The sequence below is a fragment of the Palleronia salina genome (genome assembly GCF_900141995.1).
GTDB classification, from domain to species: domain Bacteria; phylum Pseudomonadota; class Alphaproteobacteria; order Rhodobacterales; family Rhodobacteraceae; genus Palleronia; species Palleronia salina.
In genome coordinates this window covers 47,953-68,511 of the sequence record NZ_FQZA01000014.1, presented here as the reverse complement: position 1 = coordinate 68,511, position 20,559 = coordinate 47,953, and the positions used below count along the sequence as shown (strand labels likewise).

19 protein-coding genes are annotated in these 20,559 nt (G+C 67.1%); 10 read left to right on the top strand and 9 right to left on the bottom strand.

The annotated features are described in order from the left end of the window. Window positions 1-304 precede the first annotated feature (304 nt). Entirely contained in the window at window positions 305-1,081 is a 777-nt protein-coding gene (locus BUB76_RS15505) for a DeoR/GlpR family DNA-binding transcription regulator (protein ID WP_073129745.1), read from the bottom strand. Window positions 1,082-1,408: 327 nt separating this feature from the next. On the opposite strand from BUB76_RS15505, the gene BUB76_RS15500 reads away from it, so the two are divergent. The 6 genes from BUB76_RS15500 to BUB76_RS15475 are packed head-to-tail and all read left to right on the top strand — an operon-like array spanning window position 1,409 to window position 7,598. Further along, window positions 1,409-2,494: an ABC transporter ATP-binding protein gene (locus BUB76_RS15500; RefSeq protein ID WP_073129743.1), complete on the top strand. Its 1,086-nt coding sequence runs from the start codon at window positions 1,409-1,411 to the stop codon at window positions 2,492-2,494. Next, window positions 2,494-3,603 carry an ABC transporter ATP-binding protein gene (locus BUB76_RS15495; protein WP_073129741.1) on the top strand — a complete coding sequence of 370 codons (1,110 nt, stop codon included), beginning with the start codon at window positions 2,494-2,496 and terminating at the stop codon, window positions 3,601-3,603. Before BUB76_RS15500 ends, BUB76_RS15495 begins: the two co-directional genes overlap by 1 nt. Beyond that, window positions 3,600-4,472 carry a carbohydrate ABC transporter permease gene (locus tag BUB76_RS15490; protein WP_073129738.1) on the top strand — a complete coding sequence of 291 codons (873 nt, stop codon included), beginning with the start codon at window positions 3,600-3,602 and terminating at the stop codon, window positions 4,470-4,472. The genes BUB76_RS15495 and BUB76_RS15490 overlap by 4 nt, the downstream gene beginning before the upstream one ends. Further along, a complete protein-coding gene (locus tag BUB76_RS15485; protein ID WP_073129736.1) occupies window positions 4,469-5,365 on the top strand; it encodes a carbohydrate ABC transporter permease in 897 nt (298 codons plus the stop codon). The genes BUB76_RS15490 and BUB76_RS15485 overlap by 4 nt, the downstream gene beginning before the upstream one ends. A 43-nt stretch (window positions 5,366-5,408) precedes the next feature. Further along, entirely contained in the window at window positions 5,409-5,831 is a 423-nt protein-coding gene (locus BUB76_RS15480; protein ID WP_236737059.1) for a DUF2160 domain-containing protein, read from the top strand. Between the two features lie 45 nt (window positions 5,832-5,876). Further along, entirely contained in the window at window positions 5,877-7,598 is a 1,722-nt protein-coding gene (locus BUB76_RS15475) for an ABC transporter substrate-binding protein (protein ID WP_073129733.1), read from the top strand. Window positions 7,599-7,725: 127 nt separating this feature from the next. Here the strand turns inward: BUB76_RS15475 and tal are convergent, their stop codons facing one another. After that, a complete protein-coding gene (gene tal / locus BUB76_RS15470; protein WP_073129731.1) occupies window positions 7,726-8,664 on the bottom strand; it encodes a transaldolase in 939 nt (312 codons plus the stop codon). 162 nt (window positions 8,665-8,826) lie between these two features. Continuing rightward, window positions 8,827-9,660 carry a 3-oxoadipate:acetyl-CoA acetyltransferase gene (locus BUB76_RS15465; RefSeq protein WP_073129728.1) on the bottom strand — a complete coding sequence of 278 codons (834 nt, stop codon included), beginning with the start codon at window positions 9,658-9,660 and terminating at the stop codon, window positions 8,827-8,829. A 117-nt stretch (window positions 9,661-9,777) separates the two neighbouring features. On the opposite strand from BUB76_RS15465, the gene BUB76_RS15460 reads away from it, so the two are divergent. The 4 genes from BUB76_RS15460 to BUB76_RS15445 all read left to right on the top strand — a co-directional run bounded on the left by BUB76_RS15460 (window position 9,778) and on the right by BUB76_RS15445 (window position 13,909). Next, a complete protein-coding gene (locus BUB76_RS15460) occupies window positions 9,778-10,650 on the top strand; it encodes a glucosamine kinase nucleotide-binding domain-containing protein (RefSeq protein ID WP_073129726.1) in 873 nt (290 codons plus the stop codon). Beyond that, window positions 10,647-11,822, top strand: coding sequence for an N-acetylglucosamine-6-phosphate deacetylase (gene nagA, locus BUB76_RS15455; protein ID WP_073129724.1), 1,176 nt, complete (start codon window positions 10,647-10,649; stop codon window positions 11,820-11,822). Before BUB76_RS15460 ends, nagA begins: the two co-directional genes overlap by 4 nt. Window positions 11,823-11,825: 3 nt before the next feature. Next, window positions 11,826-12,593 carry an SDR family NAD(P)-dependent oxidoreductase gene (locus tag BUB76_RS15450; RefSeq protein WP_073129721.1) on the top strand — a complete coding sequence of 256 codons (768 nt, stop codon included), beginning with the start codon at window positions 11,826-11,828 and terminating at the stop codon, window positions 12,591-12,593. 92 nt (window positions 12,594-12,685) lie between these two features. Continuing rightward, a complete protein-coding gene (locus BUB76_RS15445; RefSeq protein WP_073129719.1) occupies window positions 12,686-13,909 on the top strand; it encodes a cytochrome P450 in 1,224 nt (407 codons plus the stop codon). A 242-nt stretch (window positions 13,910-14,151) separates the two neighbouring features. Here the strand turns inward: BUB76_RS15445 and BUB76_RS15440 are convergent, their stop codons facing one another. The 6 genes from BUB76_RS15440 to BUB76_RS15415 form a co-directional block, all read right to left on the bottom strand. After that, window positions 14,152-15,009, bottom strand: coding sequence for a fumarylacetoacetate hydrolase family protein (locus BUB76_RS15440; RefSeq protein ID WP_073129716.1), 858 nt, complete (start codon window positions 15,007-15,009; stop codon window positions 14,152-14,154). Between the two features lie 78 nt (window positions 15,010-15,087). After that, the gene (locus tag BUB76_RS15435; protein ID WP_073129714.1) at window positions 15,088-16,602 is read right to left on the bottom strand and encodes a sugar ABC transporter ATP-binding protein; all 1,515 of its coding nucleotides are present in this window, start codon (window positions 16,600-16,602) and stop codon (window positions 15,088-15,090) included. After that, window positions 16,599-17,600 (bottom strand): ABC transporter permease, encoded by a 1,002-nt coding sequence (locus BUB76_RS15430; RefSeq protein WP_073129712.1) that lies wholly within the window; start codon window positions 17,598-17,600, stop codon window positions 16,599-16,601. Before BUB76_RS15430 ends, BUB76_RS15435 begins: the two co-directional genes overlap by 4 nt. A 15-nt stretch (window positions 17,601-17,615) precedes the next feature. Then, on the bottom strand, window positions 17,616-18,590 hold the full coding sequence (locus BUB76_RS15425) for an ABC transporter permease (protein ID WP_073129710.1): 975 nt from the start codon (window positions 18,588-18,590) through the stop codon (window positions 17,616-17,618). A 50-nt stretch (window positions 18,591-18,640) separates the two neighbouring features. Continuing rightward, the gene (locus BUB76_RS15420; protein WP_073129708.1) at window positions 18,641-19,447 is read right to left on the bottom strand and encodes an SDR family NAD(P)-dependent oxidoreductase; all 807 of its coding nucleotides are present in this window, start codon (window positions 19,445-19,447) and stop codon (window positions 18,641-18,643) included. Window positions 19,448-19,536: 89 nt separating this feature from the next. Continuing rightward, the gene (locus BUB76_RS15415; protein WP_073129705.1) at window positions 19,537-20,502 is read right to left on the bottom strand and encodes a sugar ABC transporter substrate-binding protein; all 966 of its coding nucleotides are present in this window, start codon (window positions 20,500-20,502) and stop codon (window positions 19,537-19,539) included. Between the last annotated feature and the right edge of the window lie 57 nt (window positions 20,503-20,559).

The window sequence follows — 20,559 nt, the reverse complement described above, 5'->3', positions numbered from 1 at the left end:
CCGCCTGCGCACGGGCGATGCCGGGGGCCAGGCTTGCCGCGAGAAGAGTGCGCAGAACCCCACGCCGGGAAAACCGGTGTTGCGGCGCGACACGGAGGCTGCGCGTCGGGGTGCGATCCTGTCCATTCATTCAACAGTTTAAGGTAGTAAAGCCGCTGAAATAACAAGACACGGGTGGGTGAGATCGGCAATTTGACGCGGGGGGCTGCGCGGTGATCTGCCGGTCTCCGGGGTTGCCCCGCCATTGTCGCCCACGAATCCGGCAGCGCGTGAGATCAGGCCCAACCCGATCGGCGCGCCGCGATCACGGGTCCTGCGTCACATCGCTGACCGTGACCTGGACGCCGCGTTCGGCACAGCGCGCGCGCAGGTGGTCGGGCAGGGGGCGGTCGGTGAAAACGCAGTCCAGATCGTCCAGCTGCGCCACGCGAACCGGCGCCTTTCGCGACAGCTTGGAGTGGTCGGTCACCAGGAAGACCCGCCGCGACTGCTGCAGGATCACGCGGGTGACGCCCACCTCGCGCATGTCGAAATCCAGCAGGTCCCCGGTATCGTCCAGCGCCGAGCAGCCGATCACGGCGATGTCGAACTTGAACCGGCGGATGGTTTCCGTCGTGATGTCGCCGATCAGGCCGCCATCGGACCGGCGCAGGCTGCCGCCGGTCACGACCATCTCGCAGTCGGGGTTGTCGGCCAGTATTGTGGCCACGTTCATGTTGTTGGTGACGACCAGGTTGCCGCGATGGCCCAGCATCCGCCGCGCCACCGCCTCGGGCGAGGTGCCGATGTTCAGGAAGACCGACGAGTCGTTGGGAATCGCGGCCGCACAGGCCGCACCGATAGCGGCCTTGGCCTCGGCGTTCAGGGCGCGGCGGTCCTCGTAGCCGATATTCGTCGTGCCGGACGGCAGGACCGCGCCGCCATGCACCCGCTCGAGCCGGCCCGCATCGGCCAGGTCCGCCAGGTCGCGCCGGATGGTCTGCAAGGTCACACCGAAATGGCAGGCCAGGCCGTCGACGGTGACCTTGCCATCGCGCCGCGCGATCTCGATAATCTCGGGGTGCCGGATCGTCTGCGACATGCGCGGGCCCTTTTCGCTTTTCTTCGAGTTTTGTCAGATTCGCGCGTTTTGGCAACGCCGATGATGCTCGCACTGCCGGACACGGCATCAAGCGGCGAAAAAATTGGGGGGATATGCGCGCCTGACCTTGGGGAAAAGGAAAGAAAACGAAAATACCGGCTTGCGAATCCGACGGGCTTCTCTACGGTTTGCGCAAATCGAACAATGGCCACCCCGCCAGGTCTTCGGGCTTGTCACCAAGGGGGCGACCCGCGCTATCATCACTCGCGCGTGGACTCGGGCCATAATTGCCGCGGCCAACGCAGCACCAGGGGGGGACGGAAGCGGATGACGCTGCAGCTTGAAAACGTGTCCAAGGTCGTCGGGGGCAAGACCCATATCTACCCCACCGACCTGACGCTCGAGCCCGGGACGATGAACGTGCTCCTGGGGCCGACCTCGGCGGGCAAGACGTCGCTGATGCGACTGATGGCCGGTCTCGACAAGCCCACGCAGGGGCGCGTGCACTGGCAGGGCAAGGATGTCACGGACGAGCGTGTGCAGGACCGGAAGGTCGCGATGGTCTACCAGCAGTTCATCAACTACCCGACCATGAGCGTGTACGACAACATCGCCTCGCCCATGCGGCTGAGCGGGCTGGACAAGGACACCATCGACAGCCGCGTGCGCGAGACCGCGGAGCTCATGCAGCTGACCCCCCAGCTCGAGCGCAGGCCGCTGGAGCTTTCGGGCGGACAGCAGCAGCGCTGCGCGCTGGCGCGCGCGCTGGTGAAGAACGCGGGTCTTGTCCTGCTGGACGAACCGCTGGCGAACCTCGACTACAAGCTGCGCGAGGAACTGCGCGCCGAGATCCCGCGCATCTTCGAGGCGTCGGGCAGCATCTTCGTCTATGCCACGACCGAGCCGGAGGAGGCGCTGCTTCTCGGCGGCAATTGCGCGACGCTGTGGCAGGGAAAGGTGACCCAGTTCGGCCCCACGCCACGGGTCTATCGCCGCCCCGCCGACACCACCACCGCGCGCGTCTTCTCGGACCCGCCGATGAACTTCCTCGAGATCGAGAAGACGGGCGACACGCTCAAGCTGGGCGACGGGACCGAGCGGCCCGCCAGCGTTCTGGGCGGAGACGTGGCCGACGGCACCTACACCGCTGGTTTCCGCCCCAACCACCTGGAATTGCACGGCTCCGAGGGCAGCATGGATTTCGACGCCACGCTCAGCGTGACCGAGATCACCGGCTCCGAGACGTTCCTGCACATGGAGCATCACGGCGCCAACTGGGTGGGGCTGGTGCACGGCGTGCACACGCTCGAGCCGGGCCAGAAGGTCACCGTGCACCTGCATCCGCGCCACATCTACCTGTTCGACACGTCGGGCGCCCTGGTGCGGCCGGCCCCCTATTCGGAGGCCGCGTGATGGCCAAGATCACCTTGCAATCGCTGGCGCATACCTACCTGGACGAGCCGCAATCGCCCGAGGATTTCGCGCTGCAGGAGCTGAACCACGACTGGAACGATGGCGAGGCCTACGCCCTGCTGGGCCCGTCGGGCTGCGGCAAGTCGACGCTTCTGAACATCATCTCGGGGCTGCTGATCCCCAGCCACGGCCGCGTGCTGTTCGACGGCAAGGACGTGACCGACCTGCCCACCGCCGACCGCAACATCGCGCAGGTGTTCCAGTTCCCGGTGGTCTACGACACCATGACCGTGCGCGAGAACCTGGCTTTCCCCCTGCGAAACCGCGGCCTTCCCGCGTCCGAGGTGCAGGATCGGGTCAGCCGCGTGGGCGACATGATCGGCATGACCGACGTGCTGGACCGCCGCGCCGCCGGCCTGACCGCGGACGCCAAGCAGAAGATCAGCCTGGGCCGGGGGATGGTGCGCGACGACGTGAACGCCCTTCTGTTCGACGAGCCGCTGACCGTCATCGACCCCCACATGAAGTGGGAGCTTCGGACTCAGCTGAAGAAGCTGCACCGCGATTTCGGCCACACCATGATCTACGTCACCCACGACCAGACCGAGGCGCTGACCTTCGCCGACAAGGTCGTGGTCATGTATGACGGCCGCGTGGTGCAGATGGGCACCCCGGTCGAGCTGTTCGAGCGTCCGGCGCACACCTTCGTGGGCTACTTCATCGGCTCGCCCGGCATGAACGTCTTCGACGCGCGCATCGACGGCAGCAAGGCGCAGATCGCCGGCACGCGGTTCGACCTCAAGACGGGTTACAAGCTGAACGGCGGCAGCACCAAGATCGGCGTGCGCCCCGAGAATATCCGCCTGGGCGATCACGGTCTTCCGGCCAGGGTCAAGCGCGTCGAGGACGTGGGCCGCCACAAGATCGTCCGGCTGGACCTGGGCGGGCAGGAAGTGGCCGCCGTCGCGGGCGAGGGCGCCCAGATCCCGTCGGGCGGCACCCACGTGCAATTCGTCGAGGGCGGCGTGAACGTCTACGAGAACGACTGGCGCGTGCCGCCCGCGGATGGCGAGCCGCCGCTTGAACAAAACACCAAGGACGCCGCCTGATGAAGACAGACAATCAACGCGCGTGGTTCCTCGTTCTGCCGGTGCTGGTGCTGGTGGCCTTCTCGGCCGTCATCCCGCTGATGACCGTGGTCAACTACTCGGTGCAGGACACGTTCGGGAACAACCAGTTCTTCTGGGCCGGTCTCGAGTGGTTCAAGACCCAGCTCGAATCCGAGCGGATGTGGGACGCCCTGTGGCGCCAGCTGGCCTTCTCGGGGATCATCCTGGCCATCGAGGTGCCGCTGGGCGTCTTCGTGGCGCTGAACATGCCCAAGAAGGGCGTCTGGGCCTCGGTCGTGCTGGTGCTGATGTCGCTGCCGCTGCTGATCCCGTGGAACGTGGTCGGCACCATCTGGCAGATCTTCGGGCGCAGCGATATCGGCCTGCTGGGCTATACGCTCGACAGCCTCGGGATCGACTATAATTATACCCAAGGGTTCTATGCCGCGTGGGTGACGGTCATCGCCATGGACGTGTGGCACTGGACGTCGCTGGTGGCGCTGCTGGCCTATGCCGGCCTGCAATCCATCCCCGACGCGTACTACCAGGCGGCGCGGATCGACCAGGCGAGCCGCTGGGCCGTGTTCCGCTATATCGAGCTTCCGAAGATGCGCGGCGTGCTGACCATCGCGATCCTGCTGCGCTTCATGGACAGCTTCAAGATCTACACGGAACCCTTTGTTCTGACAGGCGGAGGTCCGGGCAACTCGACCACGTTCCTGTCCATCGACCTGGTGAAGATGGCGCTGGGACAGTTCGACCTGGGCCCCGCCGCCGCCTTCAGCCTGATGTATTTCCTGGTGATCATGGTGATCTCCTACGTGTTCTACATCGTCATGACGAACCTGGATAAGGAGGACGGGAAATGAGCGATCAGACCGCCACCGCCCCCGGGGCCGCCGACCACCTGCCCGGCGACGTGACCGCGCGGGACGCCAACGCGAAGGCCAAGTCGTCGTCGCGGCTGAACGGATCGACCGTCGTTCTCGTGCTGTATCTGCTGTTCCTGATGCTGCCGATCTACTGGCTGCTGAACATGAGCCTGAAGACCAATTCCGAGATCCTCGGCGGCTTCTCGCTCTGGCCGCAGAACCTGACGCTGGCCAATTACGAGACGATCCTGACGGACCCGACCTGGTACATGGGCTACGTCAATTCGCTGATCTACGTGGTGATGAACACGGTGATCTCGATCACCGTGGCGCTGCCGGCGGCCTATGCCTTCTCGCGCTACAACTTCATGGGCGACAAGCACCTGTTTTTCTGGCTGCTCACCAACCGCATGGCGCCGCCCGCGGTCTTCGCGCTGCCGTTCTTCCAGCTCTACAGCTCGGTCGGACTGTTCGATACCCATATCGCCGTGGCGCTGGCGCACTGCCTGTTCAACGTGCCGCTGGCGGTCTGGATTCTCGAAGGGTTCATGCGCGGCGTACCCAAGGAGATCGACGAGACCGCCTATATCGACGGCTATTCCTTCGGCGGCTTCTTCGTGAAGATCTTCATGCCGCTGATCGCGTCCGGCATCGGCGTGACCGCCTTCTTCTGCTTCATGTTCAGCTGGGTCGAGCTGCTGCTCAGCCGCACGCTGACCTCGGTCGATGCGAAGCCCATCGCCGCCACGATGACCCGCACCGTGGGGGCCGCGGGCGTCGACTGGGGCGTGCTGGCGGCGGCAGGCGCGCTGACCATCGTGCCCGGCGCCTTGGTGATCTTCTTCGTGCGCAACTACATCGCCAAGGGCTTTGCCCTGGGACGGGTGTGATGAGCGCGCGGACCCGAAACATTCAGATCCGGCGAGGCCTGGCATGAGCGAAACAGCCAAATCCGACCTGACGCGCAAGCAGAACATCGCCTTCGCGGCCATGATCGTGCCGTGGGTGCTGGTGGGGATCTACGTCTTCTTCCAGATCCCCCGCGACGAGGGCGAGATCCTGTGGACCGAGTCGCTCAATCCCGGCGGCTGGATGGCCTGGGTGTTCCCCACGGCGACGTTCTTCTGGGTCGTGGCGGGCATCCTGATCGCCTTCTCGATCCTGGCCATCCGTTTCCCCGAGACGCCCAAGCGCGGCATTCTGGGGATCGAGACTACGCGGGGGGACAGGTTGTTCATCTCGCTTCTGATTGCGGGTTTCCTGAACCTCGCATGGCTGGGCCTGGAAATCGGGCCCCAGTACCTGGCGCTTGTCGTCAGTCTTGTCATCGCGGGCGGCATCTTCCGCTACGCGTGACGCGTTACCACCGAAAGAACGATAAAATCCGAAAGGGAGGATGAAATGAACCGTTCACTCAGATCGACCACCGCCTTGGCGATGGCGCTGGGGCTGCTTTCCACCCCCGCCATCGCGGGCATGGAAGAGGCGATGGGGTTCCTCGACAACGAGATCAACGGCATGAGCACGCTCAGCCGCGAGGAACAGGAAGCCGAGATGCAGTTCTTCGTGGACGCCGCCGAGGCGTTCCAGGGCATGGACATCAACGTGGTGTCGGAAACCATCACCACGCACGAGTATGAAAGCCAGGTGCTGGCCCCGGCCTTCACCGCCATCACCGGCATCAACGTCACCCACGACCTGATCGGCGAGGGCGACGTGGTCGAGCGTCTGCAGGTGCAGATGCAGTCGGGCCAGAACGTCTATGACGCCTTCGTCAACGACAGCGACCTGATCGGCACCCACTGGCGCTATGGCCAGGCGCGCAACCTGACCGACTGGATGGCGAACGAGGCGGCCGACGTCACCTCGCCGACGCTGGACCTGGACGATTTCATCGGCACCCAATTCACCACCGGGCCCGATGGCAACCTGTACCAGCTGCCCGACCAGCAGTTCGCGAACCTCTACTGGTTCCGCTACGACTGGTTCAACGACGAGAAGAACAAGGCCGATTTCCAGGAGCAGTTCGGCTACGAACTGGGCGTTCCGGTCAACTGGGCGGCCTACGAGGACATCGCCGAGTTCTTCACCGGCCGTGACCTGAGCCACATGGGCGTCGAGGGCGAAGTCTTCGGCAACATGGACTACGGCAAGAAGGACCCGTCGCTTGGCTGGCGCTACACCGACGCATGGATGTCGATGGCCGGCATGGGCGACACCGGCGAGCCGAACGGTCTGCCCGTCGACGAATGGGGCATCCGCGTGAACGAGAACAGCCAGCCCGTCGGCGCTTGCGTCGATCGTGGTGGTGCGGCCAACTCGCCCGCGGCGGTCTATGCCGTCGACAAGGCGATCGAGTGGCTGGAAAAGTACTCGCCCCCCGCCGCCGCCGGCATGACCTTCTCCGAGGCCGGTCCGGTCCCGGCGCAGGGTCAGATCGCCCAGCAGATGTTCATGTACACGACCTTCGTTCCGCCGCTGGTGGAGTCCGAGGCCGTGATGAACGAGGACGGCACGCCGAAATGGCGCCTGGCCCCGTCGCCGCACGGCGTCTACTGGGAAGAGGGCATGAAGGTCGGCTATCAGGACGTGGGCTCGTGGACCATCCTCGACTCCACCCCGGTCGACCGCGCCAAGGCCGCGTGGCTCTATGCGCAGTTCGTCACTTCGAAGACGGTGGACGTCAAGAAGTCCGATGTCGGCCTGACCTTCATCCGCGAGTCGACGATCAACTCGGACCACTTCACCGAGCGCGCGGACGGCCTTGGCGGCCTGGTCGAGTTCTATCGCTCGCCGGCCCGTGTCCGCTGGTCGCCCACCGGCACCAACGTGCCTGACTACCCCAAGCTCGCGCAGCTGTGGTGGCAGAACATCGGTGACGCCATGTCGGGTGCGAAGTCCACGCAAGAGGCGCTGGATACGCTGTGCTCGGACATGGAAGACGTGATGTCCCGGCTCGAGCGGGCGGGCGTCCAGGGTGAACTGGGCCCGGTCCTGAACGAAGAGCGGGATCCGGAGTACTGGCTCGAACAGCCGGGCGCGCCGAAGCCCGCGCTCGAGAACGAGGACGAAGAGCCCAAGACCGTCGGCTACGACGAGCTGGTCCAGTCCTGGCAGCAGTGATCTCTCCCATCTGAGAGACCTTCGGGGCGCGCATCGCAGGGTGCGCGCCCTTCTTCTTTTCGGCGACCGCCCGAACGAAAAAGGCCCGGCATCTCTGCCGGGCCTTCTGTCGTCCAGGTGTCGTCGTCTACTTGCTGGCCACCAGCTCGATCAGCTTCTGGTGGTCCTTGTCGAAATTGCGGATACCCTCGGCCAGCTTCTCGGTCGCCATGGCATCGGCGTTCATCCGCCAGCGGAAGGTGGATTCGTCCATCTTGATCGGCGCGACGCCGCTGGCCGCGTCGGGCGACAGCTTGCGTTCCAGCGGCGCGTCCTCGTTCGCCATCTCGTCCAGCAGCTTGGGCGAGATCGTCAGGTTGTCGCAGCCCGCCAGCGCCTTGATCTGGTCGGTGTTGCGGAACGAGGCGCCCATGACGACCGTCTCGATCCCGTTCGACTTGTAGTAGTCGTAGATGTCGCGCACCGATTTCACGCCGGGATCCTCGTCGGGGGCGTAGCTGTCCTTGCCCTCGGCCTTTTTGTACCAGTCCGTGATGCGGCCCACGAAAGGCGAGATCAGGAATGCCTTGGCGTCGGCACAGGCCACGGCCTGCGCCATCGAGAACAGCAGTGTCAGGTTGCAGTCGATGCCGTCCTTCTGAAGGATCTCGGCCGCGCGGATACCTTCCCAGGTCGAGGCGAGCTTGATCAGGATGCGGTCCTTCTCGACCCCGCGGTGTTCGTAGTCGGCGATGATCTCGCGCGCGCGGGCGACCGAGGCGTCGGTGTCGAAGGACAGCCGCGCATCCACCTCGGTCGAGACGCGGCCGGGCACGATCTTGGTCAGTTCGGCGCCCACGGCCACGGTCAGGGTGGCCGTGATTTCCTCGGCCGACATGCCCTTGGTCCGGCCGGTCTGGATCTCGCGCGCGATCAGGTCTTCCGACGCTTCGTCGTTGATCGCGGCCAGCACCAGGGACGGGTTGGTGGTGCAGTCGACGGGCTTGTATTTCTTGACGGCCGCCACCTCGCCGGTATCGGCGACGACGGTCGTCATCTCGCGCAGCTGGTCGAGAACGCTGGTCATGAGGCTCCTCCTTCTGGTGCGCGCGGGGGCCGGTCCGGGTAGGCGCGGGGCACCGCCTGCGCGGGTAAATTGCGCGCGGCAAAGACCTGCCGCACCCGATGTTGTAGCGGTCGAAGCGGGGTAAGGCCACGCATCCGTGGCAATTTCCTGGTTTGGGGCCGCTCAGGCGGGGCGCAGGCCCAGGATCGCGCGCGCCTCGGCCGGGGTGGCGACGGGCCGGTCGTGCCGCGCGCAGATCTCGGCGGTGCGCGCGACGAGGGCCGCGTTCGATGGCGCCAGGGTCTGTGCATCCAGGCGGATATTGTCTTCGAGCCCGGTGCGCGCGTGGCCCCCGGCGGCGATGGCCCAGTCGTTCACCACCGCCTGGTTGCGCCCGACGCCCGCCGCGCACCACGGCGCCTCGGGGCCGAACAGGCGCCGCGTGGTGGCGACGTAGAAATCGAACACCTCGCGGTCCGCAGGCATGGCATTCTTCACGCCCATGACGAACTGCACGTAGGGCGGGTCGGCCAGGCGCCCGTCGCCGGCCATCTTCTGCGCCTGAAAAATATGCGACAGGTCAAAGGCTTCGATCTCGGGCTTCACGTCATACTTCAACATTTCCGCCGCCAGCCAGTCCACAAGGTCGGGCGGGTTCTCGTAGACCCGGGTGGGGAAATTGTTCGATCCCACCGACAGCGACGCCATGTCGGGCGCCAGCGGCAGCATGCCGCCGCGCGCCTGTCCCGCGCCGGACCGTCCGCCGGTGGAAAGCTGCACGATCATGCCGGGGCAATGTTTCTCGACCCCCTCCTTCAGCGCGGCGAAGCGGTCGGGGTCCGAGGTCGGCGTGCCGTCATCCTCGCGCACATGGGCGTGGCAGATCGCGGCGCCCGCCTCGAACGCGGCGTGGGTCGACTCGATCTGCTCCGTCACCGTGATCGGCACGGCGGGATTGTCGGATTTCTGCGGCACGCTGCCGGTGATCGCGACGCAGATGATGCAGGGGGCTGGCATGGCGGTGGCTTTCCTCGCGGCGATGGTCGGCGTGATCCTAGACGCAGGGATCACGCGGGGCCAGAGCGTGTGCGACCGGGGCTTTCGGCGGCCGCGCGCCCGGCTTAGAAGCGTGTCATGGATGACGACACGCCAAGCTATTTCGTGGGGGTCGACGGCGGCGGATCGGGGTGCCGCGCCGTGATCGCCGACGCGATGGGCCACGTGCTCGGGCGGGGCGATGCAGGTCCCGCGAACGCCACCACCGACCTGGTTCTCGCGACGCTCCACGCCGCCGATGCCGTGTACCAGGCCGTGAGCGCCGCTGGGCTGGAGCGTGACGTTCTGGCCAGCACCACCGCCCATGTGGGGCTCGCCGGTATCATGGATCTGCCCATGGCCCGGCAGGTCGCGGCCGACCTGCCGTTTCGCGCGCGGGTTAGCGACGACCGCCGCACCTTCGTGGCGGGCGCCTTGGGCGACACGCGCGGCGTGCTGATCGGGCTGGGCACCGGCACCATCGCGGCGCGGTGGGACGGGCGAAAGGCGCGGTTCATCGGCGGCTACGGCCTCCAGGTGTCGGACCAGGCATCGGGCGCATGGCTTGGCCGGGCGGCCCTGTCCGAGGCTCTGCTGGCGCATGACGGTCTGCGCCCTGGCTCGGAGCTGGGGGAGCAGTTGATGACCCGCATGGGGGGCGACCCGGGCGGCATCGTCGCCTTCGCCGCGCGCGCCACGCCCGCCGACTACGCCGCGCTGGCACCGCTGGTCGTGACCGCCGCCGGGGCGCAGGATGACATCGCCTGCGACCTGATGCGGCGCGGGGCGGACTATATCGACCGCGCCGTGCGGGCGTTCGGCATCCCTCGCGGCGGTGTCCTGTGCCTCGCGGGTGGGGTCGGGCCGCACTACACAGGCTGGTTGGCCGACGACCTGCGTGCGGTCCTGGCACCACCGCGCGGTTCTGCGCTGGACGGGGCGCTGTCGCTGGCCATGGCGCAGGCGCGATGAGCCGGCTGGCCCTGACCGCCGCCGCGATCTTCGATGGCACGAGATTGCACCCGGACGCCGCGGTGCTGGTGGACGACGCGCGGCCCGAGGCCGTGGTTGCCCTGACCGAGATTCCGCCGGATGTGCCGCGCCTGGCGCTGGAGGGGGTCCTGTCGCCCGGTTTCGTCGATCTGCAGGTCAATGGCGGCGGCGGCGTGATGCTGGGGGCCGGTGCGACGGTCGAAGATGTCCGGCGTATCGCGGCGGCGCACCGCGCCATGGGCACCCGCGCGCTGCTGCCGACGCTCATCACCGACACGCCCGCCGCCACGCGCGCGGCCATCGACGCCGTGGCGGCGGCCATCGCGGCGCAGGTTCCGGGCGTGCTGGGCCTGCACCTGGAGGGGCCGCACCTGGACCCCTCGCGCCACGGTGCCCATGACCCGCGCCTGATCCGCCCCATGGAGGACGCGGACGAGGCGGTGCTGCTGGACGCCGCGCGGCGACTGCCGAACCTGAAGGTGACGCTGGCCCCCGATGCCGTCGCGCCCGACCGGATCGCGCGGCTGGCGCAGGCGGGAATCCTCGTCTCGCTCGGCCATGGCGATTGCACCTATGAGAGCGCCCGCGCGGCCATCGACGCGGGCGCGCGCTGCGTGACGCATCTGTTCAACGCCATGAGCCAGATGGCCAACCGCGCCCCGGGGTTGGTGGGTGCGGCGCTCGATGACGGGCGCGTCTCGGCCGGGATCATCGCCGACGGCCACCACGTCCATCCCGCGAGCCTGCGGGTCGCCCGCGCCGCCAAGGCGGCGCCGGGGGGCCTGTTCCTGGTCACCGACGCCATGGCGCCGGCGGGCACCGATGCCACCGATTTCCGGCTGGGCGCGCGCCGGGTGCTGCGCGCCGATGGCTGTCTGCGGCTGGAGGACGGCACGCTGGCGGGGGCCGACCTGGACATGGCGCGCGCGGTCGCGGTCATGCAGAGCGCGGGCGGCGCGGATTTGTCCGAGGCTCTGGCCATGGCGACATCGCGGCCCGCGGGCCTGCTGCGCGCGCCGGGACACGCCGGGCGGCTGATCGGCGCCGCGCTGGACGACTTGATCGTGATCGACGGCAAAACGGGCAGCGCCCGGGCGCTGCCCGATCCGCAGGCGCAACATCGCGCCGCACCTGGACATGAGGGAGGATAGAGAATGCAGGTCTGGACCGGATCGGTGGCGATCGTCACCGGGGGCGCGTCGGGGCTGGGCGCCGCGACGGCGTTGCACCTGGCGGGCCGGGGGATGAAGGTGGCGATCCTCGATCTCGACGGCGAGGCGGCGGCGGCCCAGGCCGAACGGGTGGGCGGGCACCACGCCGCCTGCGATGTCTCGGACCCCGACAGCGTGGCCGCCGCGATGGATGATGTGGTCGGGCAGCTGGGCGCGCCGCGGGTGCTGGTCAATTGTGCGGGGATCGGCCCGGCGGCCAAGACCGTGTCGCGGGGCCAGCCCCATGACCCGACGCTTTTCGACAAGGTGGTGCGGGTGAACCTGCTGGGCAGCTTCCACGCCGCCAGCCAGGCCGCCGCCCGCATGGCCGCGCTGGATCCGGTGGGGCTCGACAATGCGCGCGGGGTCATCGTGAACACCGCCTCGGTGGCGGCCTTCGACGGACAGGTGGGGCAGGTGGCTTATGCGGCATCCAAGGGCGGCATCGCGGGCATGACCCTGCCCATGGCGCGCGACCTGGCCGACAAGGGCATCCGCGTCTGCACCATCGCGCCGGGCCTGTTCCTGACGCCGCTGCTGCAAGGCTTGCCCGACGAGGTGCAGCAATCGCTGGGCGCGCAGGTGCCGTTCCCGTCGCGCCTGGGCGACCCGGGCGAATTCGCGGCCATGGTGGGCCATATCGTCGAGAACCCGATGCTGAATGGCGAGGTCATCCGGCTGGACGGCGCGATCCGGATGGCGCCGCGCTAGCTGCTGCAGAATGACCGCCGCTTGGCCGTGCCCACCTTCGCGCCCGCGCGGGGCAGGGTCGCACCCGGTCCCATGACAGGAGCCCCCCGCCCGTGACCGAGATCGTCCTCGATCCCCACACGCCGGAATTCGCCGCCGACCCCTACGCCGTCTATGCCAGGATGCGCGCGCACGGGCCGTGGTTCCACGCCGAGACCGACACATGGATGCTGACGCGCATCGCGGATGTCGAGCGGGTGGTGCTGGACCGTTCCATGGTGCGCGCGCTGGAGGACGGCGCCTCCCCCGAGGAGGCCGAGGCGCGGCGGCGCCGGATGAACTGGCACGACATGCCCTATCACCAGCGCTTCGTGCAGACCAACCTGCTGGAATCGGACGGGGCCGAGCATGACCGCCTGCGCGCCGTGGTGGCCCGGGCCTTCACGCCCAAGGCGGTCGACCGCCTGCGCCCGGCCATCGCCGCGCATGTGGAGGGCTTGCTGGAAACGGTCGCGGGACAGTCGCGGATCGACTTCATCGAGGACGTGGCCGCCCATGTCCCTGGCGTGGTGATCGGACGGCTGCTGGGCGTTCCGGACGCGGATAGTCCGCGCCTGCGGTTCTGGTCCGAGGAGGTCGTGCGCTTCTTCGATCCGGGGCGCGACGACGCCGACAAGGCCCGCGCCGAGCACGCCACCCGCGCCTTCCACGACTACCTTGTCGACCTGCTGGATCGCCGCGCGTCGGTGCCCGAGGACGACCTGCTGACCGGGCTGCTGGCGCGTCACGGCGCGGGCGACCTTAGCCGGGACGAGCTGATCGCGACGGTCATGCTGATCCTCATGGCGGGCCATGGCTCGACCATCGATGTGCTGGGGACCGGGCTGCTGGCGCTGCTGCACTCTCCGCAGGCCGATGCCGACCTGCGCGCCGACCCGGGCCTGCTGCGCCCCGCGATCGACGAGATGTTCCGCTTCGATCCGCCGCTGCCCTATTTCCACCGCTTCGCCACCGCCGATTGCACCGTCGGCGGGCGGGATTTCCCGGCGGGCACGCGGTTCGGCCTGCTTTACGGCGCGGCCAATCGCGACCCCGACCGGTTCGACCGGCCCGACATCTTCGACATCCACCGGCCCCGGGCGCGGCACGTGGCGTTCGGGGGCGGCGCGCATTTCTGCCTCGGCAACCACCTTGCGCGGATGAGCATGGAGCTGGTCTTCACAGCGCTGCACCGCAGATACCGCCGGATCGGGCTGACCGGGGAACCCCTGCGCTTCAAGCCGGGGCTATCGGTGCGGGGATTGGAGTGGCTTCCGCTGGTGTTGGAGCGAGCCTAGCTGCCTTGGCGGCCCGCCACCCGCGCCTGTCGGGTGGGGGAAACGCTGGTATGGCGGGCCTTGCCGCGAAACCGGGGTGGCTCCTCGACCATCCGGACCGGCCGAAATTGCCGTTCCGTCAATAATAGGTATCGCTCAAACTGAGAGCTTCCAGCGTGGGCGCCAAGTTTCCTGCGCTGGACACCGTGTCCGATGGTCGCAATCGGCGGGGCCGTGGCGGTTTCCAGGCCCCGACGCAGCGGTCACTGTGCCGGAAGCACTTTCGCGGTCTGCTGGCCCAGCCCGGCGATGCCCAGGGTGATGGTCTCGCCGCCCGACAGGAAACGCGGCGGCTTGAAGCCCATCCCCACGCCCGGCGGCGTCCCGGTCGAAATCACGTCGCCCGCCTGCAGGCTCATGAAGCGGCTGCAATAGGATACCAGGTGTGGCACGTCGAAGATGAGGGTCGAGGTGCTGCCCGCCTGCATCCGCTCGCCATCCACGTCCAGCCACATGTCCAGCGCGTTCACGTCGCCGACCTCGTCGCGGGTGACCAGCCACGGTCCGATGGGGCCGAAGGTATCGCAACCCTTGCCCTTGTCCCAGCTGCCGCCCAGTTCGAGCTGGTATTCCCGCTCGGACACGTCGTTGATGACGCAAAAGCCCGCCACGTGATCCATGGCGTCCGCCTTGTCGATATAGGCGCCCGGCTTGCCGATCACGACGCCCAGCTCGACCTCCCAGTCGGTCTTGGTCGATCCCCTGGGGATCTGGATGGGGTCGTCCGGCCCCTGGATGGCCGAGGTCCACTTGTTGAAAATGATGGGCTCGGCCGGGATCGGCATGCCGGCTTCCTCGGCGTGGTCGGCGTAGTTCAGGCCGATGCAGATGAACTTGCCGATGCCGCCCACGCAGGGGCCAAGGCGCAGACCTTCCTGCGGCGTGCCGTCGACCAGCGGCAGGTCGGACGGATCCAGTGCGGCCAGCCTGGCCAGGCCTTCGGGGTGCAGGGTTTCGCCCGCGATATCGGGGACCACGCCGCTCAGGTCACGCACGCGGCCGTCGGCGTCGAGTAGGCCCGGTTTCTCGGCGCCGGGCGCGCCATGGCGGAGCAGTTTCATGCTGTCCTCGCAGGTTGCAGGTCAAAGGGGCGGCGCGGGCAGGGCGCCCGCGCACGCGGCTGGGTGTGGGGCAGGGGTTCAGGCGGCCTTGCCGTCACCGCCCAGGCCCGAGATCGCCTGGATCAGGCTGTCCTCGGTCACCTCGTCCGAGGTGAAGGTCCGCATGATGCGGCCGGAATACATGGCCACGATCCGGTCCGAGACGTGCAGCACCTCGGGCATTTCCGAGCTGATGACCATGACGGCATAGCCCTTGGCCGCGAGGCCGCGCAGCAGCTTGTGGATCTCGGACTTGCTTCCGACATCAATGCCGCGCGTGGGCTCGTCCACGATCAGCAGGCTGGGATGCATGGACAGCCACTTGCCGATGACGATCTTCTGCTGGTTGCCGCCCGACAGGTTTCCGACCCGGGCCCGCCAGCCCGGCGTGCGGATGTCCAGCTGGTCGCGATACTGGTCGAAGATGGCGACCTCGGCGCCCTCGGCCACGAAGGGACCGGCGGTCAAATCGTCCACCTGGGGCAGGGTCATGTTGTCCCGGCAGTTCATGCCCAGGACCAGGCCCTGGCCCTTGCGGTCCTCGGGGACCAGGCTGATGCCGCGGGCGATGGCGTCGACGGGCGAGTTCAGCCGGACCTCTTCGCCGTCGAGCAGGATCTGCCCGGCCGAGGGATCGCGCAGACCGAACAGCGTCTCGGCAATCTCGGTCCGGCCCGCGCCGACCAGCCCGTAGAAGCCCACGACCTCGCCACGGCGCACCTCGAAGCTGATATCGGTGTAGAGCTTGCCGCAGCTGAGGCCCCGCACCTCGAGCGCGACGTCGCCCAGTTCGTGGTGCAACGCGTTGCGCGTCAGGTCCAGCTTGCGGCCGATCATCATCTGGGTGACGCGTTCCTCGTCGGTCTCGGGCGTGGCGACCGTGCCCTGGTACTGGCCGTCGCGCAGGACGCTGATCCGGTCGGTGATCTTGAAGATCTCTTCCATCCGGTGGCTGATATAGATGATGCCCACGCCGTCGGCCTTGAGGTCGCTGATGACGTCGAACAGCACCACCTTCTCGGCGTCGGTCAGCGACGCGGTGGGCTCGTCGAAGATCACGGCCTTGGCGTCGACGGTCAGGGCGCGGGCGATCTCGACCATCTGCTGGTTGGCAATCGACAAATCGCCCACCCGGGTCAGGGCGTCGAAGCCCACCCGCAGCTTCTTCAGGATCGCGTTGGTCTTTTCGGCCAGGGTCTTCCAGTCGACCCGGCCGAAGCTTTTTCGCGGCAGCTCGCCCAGGTAGATGTTCTCGGCCACTGTCAGCTCTTCGGCCAGGCTCAGCTCCTGGTGAATGAAGACGATGCCCTTGGCCTTGGCTTCCAGCGGGCCGGACATGACGACCTGCTCGTCGCCCATGTAGATCGCCCCGCCATCGGGCTGGTGGATGCCGCCCAGCACCTTCATCAGGGTGGATTTCCCAGCGCCGTTCTCGCCCATGAGGGCGTGGACCTCGCCGGGCATCACGGCGAAGGAGACGCCGTCGAGCGCCCGAACGCCGGGGAACGTCTTGACGATGCCGTCGAGCCGCAGGATCGGTTTCGTATCGGTCATACCTTCAAGGCCTCCTTGCCCTTCACGTTCAGCTGACGGTCGAGGAACAGCACGGCGATCAGGATCAGGCCGATCACGAGGTTCACCGTGGACGTATCGGCGCCGATATGGCCCAGCCCCTTGCGCAGAAGCTGTATGGCGATGACACCGCCGAAGGTGCCGATGACGCTGCCCGCGCCGCCGGTGATCTTGGTGCCGCCCAGCACGACGGCGGTGATGACCCACAACTCGTAGAGCTGGCCGTCATTGGGGTTCACCGACCCCGATTCCGAGTAGAAGACGACCGCCGACAGGGCCGCCAGGAAGCCGATGATCGCGAAATTGATCATCATGTGCGGCCCGACGCGGATGCCCGCGTTCACCGCCGCTTCGCGGTTGTCGCCGATGGCATAGGCGTTGCGGCCGTGGACGGTCTTGGTCATCAGGAACCACATGGCCCCCGTGGCGGCCAGCAGGAACCACGACGCGGTGGCGATGCCCAGGAACTCGGCCTCGGCGAAGTCCACGAGGGTCCAGTTCAGGTGGCTGGTCGGGTTCTCGCCGTTGAACATGAAGACGATGCCGCGATAGCCCAGCATGGACCCGAGCGTGACGATGAAAGCGTCGACGCCGGTCTTCCAGACCAGCAGACCGTTCAGCGCGCCCAGCAGGGTGCCGACGATCAGCGCGAACAGCCACGCGAAGGGGATGGCCCAGTCGCCCATGGCGGCCATGAACGGCCATGTCATGCTGTCGAGCAGGATGATCGCGGCGATGGCGAAGGTGGCCCCGACGCTCAGGTCGATATTGCCGTTCACCATCACGATGGTCATGCCCATCGCGATGATACCGATTGGAGCCGACTGCTTGAGCAGCAGCAGCATGTTCTCCCAGTCCATGAAGGCCGTGTCGCTGAGCGACATGAACTCTCCCGCGACCGAGAAGAAGATCAGCTCGAGCACGATGAAGCCCCAGATCGCGCCGTTCTTCAGCGCCTTGGACAGTGCACCAGGTTGCATGGTCTTGCTCCTTCCTCAGGCGATGGGCGACCAGAGCCGGCCACGCTTGGCGGCAATGTCGAGCCAGACGGCCAGGATGATGATCACCCAGGTCACGACATATTGGACGTAGAATTGCAGGCCGAGCAGCAGCAGCCCGTTCTGGATGAAGCCCAGGATCAGCACCCCGATCACGGTCTTGAAGATCGTGCCCGAGCCGCCCATCAGGGACGCGCCGCCCAGGATCACGGCGGCCAGCACCTCGAGCTCGAGGCCCTGTCCCACGGTGTTCTGCGATCCCAGGCTGCGGCTGGCCTGGATCAATCCGGCGGTGGCGACGCAGAAGGCCGACAGGATGTAGCACATGAAGACCGTGCGCGCGCGCCGGATGCCCGAGAAGGTCGCGGCCGTGCCATTGCCGCCCACGGCATAGACCTTGCGGCCGAAGGGCGTGCGCGACAGCATCAGCCCCAGCACCGCGGCCAGCAGGGCAAAGATCAGGATCGGCACCGGGATGCCCAGGGCAGTGCCCTGTCCGAAGACGCTGAACCAGGTGCCTTCCTTGTCGGCGATGTCCATGTTCTGGCCGCCCGAATAGGTCAGCGTCAGACCATGGATCGCCGAGAGCATCCCCAACGTGACGATCAGTGAATTCAGCCTGAGATACCCGACAAGTATCCCGATGAAGGCCCCGAGGCACAGCGTCATCGCGAACATCGCCGGGATGGCCAGGAACGGCCCGATCTTGTCGTGCAGATCCAGCACCACGATGGTCGAGAAGCTCATCATCGAGCCGACCGACAGGTCCAGGTTGCCCGAGATCACCACGAAGGTGACGCCGAGCGCCATGACCCCCTGTTTGGCCGAGGCGGGCACCACCGAGAAGACGTTGTCGACGGTGAGGAACTTGTTGTTGGCCAGTGTGAAGGCCACGATGAACACGGCAAAGGCGATCAGGATGCCCTGTTTCGCCAGAACGCTGCCGATCTTCTGCTTGGAAAGTGTCGCCATAGCTCCTCCTCGGGCGCTGGGCCGTCCGGCCCGCGATCCGTCCGCTGAAATCAAACCAGGGTCATGCCACCGTCGATCATGACGATCTGGCCGGTCATGTAGTCGCTGTCCCTCGAGGCCAGGAAGGTCGTGGTGCCGGTGATGTCGTCCGGCTTGGCCACGCGGCCCTTCAGGATCTCGGCCGAGAACTCTTCCATCGCCTGGCCGGGGCGTTGTGATGCGCCGATTTCCAGAAGGTCGCGGTCGACCTCTTCCCACATCTCGGTGGCCACCACGCCGGGGGCGAAGCCGGTGACGGGGATGGCGTGCTCGGCCAGCCCGCGCGCGCCCGACTGGGTCAGCGACACGACGGCCCATTTCGACGCGCAGTAGGGGGCCACGTTGTCGAAGCCCTGCCGCGACGCGATCGAGGCGGTGTTGATGATCTTGCCGGCGATGCCGTCGGGGCCCTTGCCCTGCGCGATCATCTGGCGCGCGGCTTCCTGCATGCCGATCATGCAGCCCAGGCCATTGACGCCCATGATGAAATTCCAGTTGTCGTCGGTCACGTCGAGGAAGTTCATGGGCTTGTTGACGCCCGCGTTGTTGAACTTCACGTCCAGCCGCCCGAATGTTTCGACCGTGTGGGCGATCATGGCGCGCACCGCCTCGCGGTCGGTCACGTCCACCCTGGCGGAGGTCACGGCGTCGGCATGGGCGTTCCGGGCACTGCACTCGGCCACTTCGGCCGCCTGGTCGCCGTTGATGTCTGCGAAACAGACCTTGGCACCCTCGGCCAGCAGCGCTTCGCCGATGGCGCGTCCGATACCGCGTGCGGCACCGGTCACGATGCATACCCGTCCTTCGACGCGTCCCATGTCTCCCCCCGGGTTCGTCTTCTACCGTAATCTGAAAGGTGCGGGGCGCGCGTACCGCAGTCACGCGCGCCCCGCCGTCGGGAGGAGTCTTAGAAGACGGGCTTCGAGAACTCGTCCATGTTGTCCTGGGTGATCTTCGGCGTGTCGAAGTAGTTCAGGAAGGGCACTTCCTCGCCGTTCAGGATGTCGATGGCCGTCTGCAGCGCGGCTTCCGCGTCATCGACCGGCGACTGGTAGATCGAGCCCCAGTAATCGCCCGCCGCCATGGCCTCGTAACCCACGGCGAAGTTGGTGGCGCCGACGAAGATGATCCCGTCGCGGCCCGCGGCCTTGGCGGCGTTCAGGGCGCCCACGCCCATGTTGTCGTCGCCGGCATAGACGCCGTCGATGTCGTCATACTTGACCAGGAAGGCTTCCATGACCTGCTGCGACTTCTCGCGGTTCCAGTCGCCGGGCTGGGTCTCGACCAGCGTGACGTCCGGGCAGACCTCGGGCAGACGATCCTCGAAGCCCTTGGCGCGCTCGATGGCGGTGGTGTAGCCGGGCTGGCCGCTGATCTGGACGACGCGGGCCTCGCCCTCGATGCCCTCTTCCTTGAACTTGTCGCACATGATCTCGGCCGAGCGTGCGCCCTGGGTGATGTTGTCGGGGCCCGAGAAGCTGGCCACGAAGTCGAAGCCCTGCTCGGCGATGTTCGAGTTGGTGACGATCACCGGGATATCGGCCTGCGCGGCCTTGCGCACCGCGGGGATCACGGCTTCGCCGTTGGTGGGCCAGATGATGATCGCGTCGACGTCCTGCTGGATCAGGTCTTCCATCTGGGCGATCTGGCGGGCCACGTCGCCGCCGGCGTCCAGGACGACCGTTTCGACGTTCTCGTTCTCTTCGGCGGCGGCGATGAAGGCCTGCTCGTAGGTGGTCTGGTAGCTGTCGACGCCCACGTTGTTCTGCGTGATGCCGATGCGCATGGTGCCGCCATGCTCGCCCGCGAAGGCGGCGCCGGCCAGCATCGCGGTGGCCGCAGTGGTGGCGGCGAAGGTGCTGCGAAGGTTCATGTTCGTTCCTCCCGAAACGTAAGATATGTTGGTTCAATTCCTCTTAGCGGGCCGGTT

Coding starts and splice junctions, on each gene's coding strand:
- BUB76_RS15460 (WP_073129726.1), top strand. CDS start 9,778: ATGGATGACGACACGCCAAGCTATTTCGTGGGGGTCGACGGCGGCGGA.
- BUB76_RS15420 (WP_073129708.1), bottom strand. CDS start 19,447: ATGGGACGCGTCGAAGGACGGGTATGCATCGTGACCGGTGCCGCACGC.
- BUB76_RS15435 (WP_073129714.1), bottom strand. CDS start 16,602: ATGACCGATACGAAACCGATCCTGCGGCTCGACGGCATCGTCAAGACG.
- BUB76_RS15495 (WP_073129741.1), top strand. CDS start 2,494: ATGGCCAAGATCACCTTGCAATCGCTGGCGCATACCTACCTGGACGAG.
- BUB76_RS15415 (WP_073129705.1), bottom strand. CDS start 20,502: ATGAACCTTCGCAGCACCTTCGCCGCCACCACTGCGGCCACCGCGATG.
- BUB76_RS15425 (WP_073129710.1), bottom strand. CDS start 18,590: ATGGCGACACTTTCCAAGCAGAAGATCGGCAGCGTTCTGGCGAAACAG.
- BUB76_RS15450 (WP_073129721.1), top strand. CDS start 11,826: ATGCAGGTCTGGACCGGATCGGTGGCGATCGTCACCGGGGGCGCGTCG.
- BUB76_RS15430 (WP_073129712.1), bottom strand. CDS start 17,600: ATGCAACCTGGTGCACTGTCCAAGGCGCTGAAGAACGGCGCGATCTGG.
- nagA (WP_073129724.1), top strand. CDS start 10,647: ATGAGCCGGCTGGCCCTGACCGCCGCCGCGATCTTCGATGGCACGAGA.
- tal (WP_073129731.1), bottom strand. CDS start 8,664: ATGACCAGCGTTCTCGACCAGCTGCGCGAGATGACGACCGTCGTCGCC.
- BUB76_RS15440 (WP_073129716.1), bottom strand. CDS start 15,009: ATGAAACTGCTCCGCCATGGCGCGCCCGGCGCCGAGAAACCGGGCCTA.
- BUB76_RS15480 (WP_236737059.1), top strand. CDS start 5,409: ATGAGCGAAACAGCCAAATCCGACCTGACGCGCAAGCAGAACATCGCC.
- BUB76_RS15475 (WP_073129733.1), top strand. CDS start 5,877: ATGAACCGTTCACTCAGATCGACCACCGCCTTGGCGATGGCGCTGGGG.
- BUB76_RS15485 (WP_073129736.1), top strand. CDS start 4,469: ATGAGCGATCAGACCGCCACCGCCCCCGGGGCCGCCGACCACCTGCCC.
- BUB76_RS15505 (WP_073129745.1), bottom strand. CDS start 1,081: ATGTCGCAGACGATCCGGCACCCCGAGATTATCGAGATCGCGCGGCGC.
- BUB76_RS15500 (WP_073129743.1), top strand. CDS start 1,409: ATGACGCTGCAGCTTGAAAACGTGTCCAAGGTCGTCGGGGGCAAGACC.
- BUB76_RS15465 (WP_073129728.1), bottom strand. CDS start 9,660: ATGCCAGCCCCCTGCATCATCTGCGTCGCGATCACCGGCAGCGTGCCG.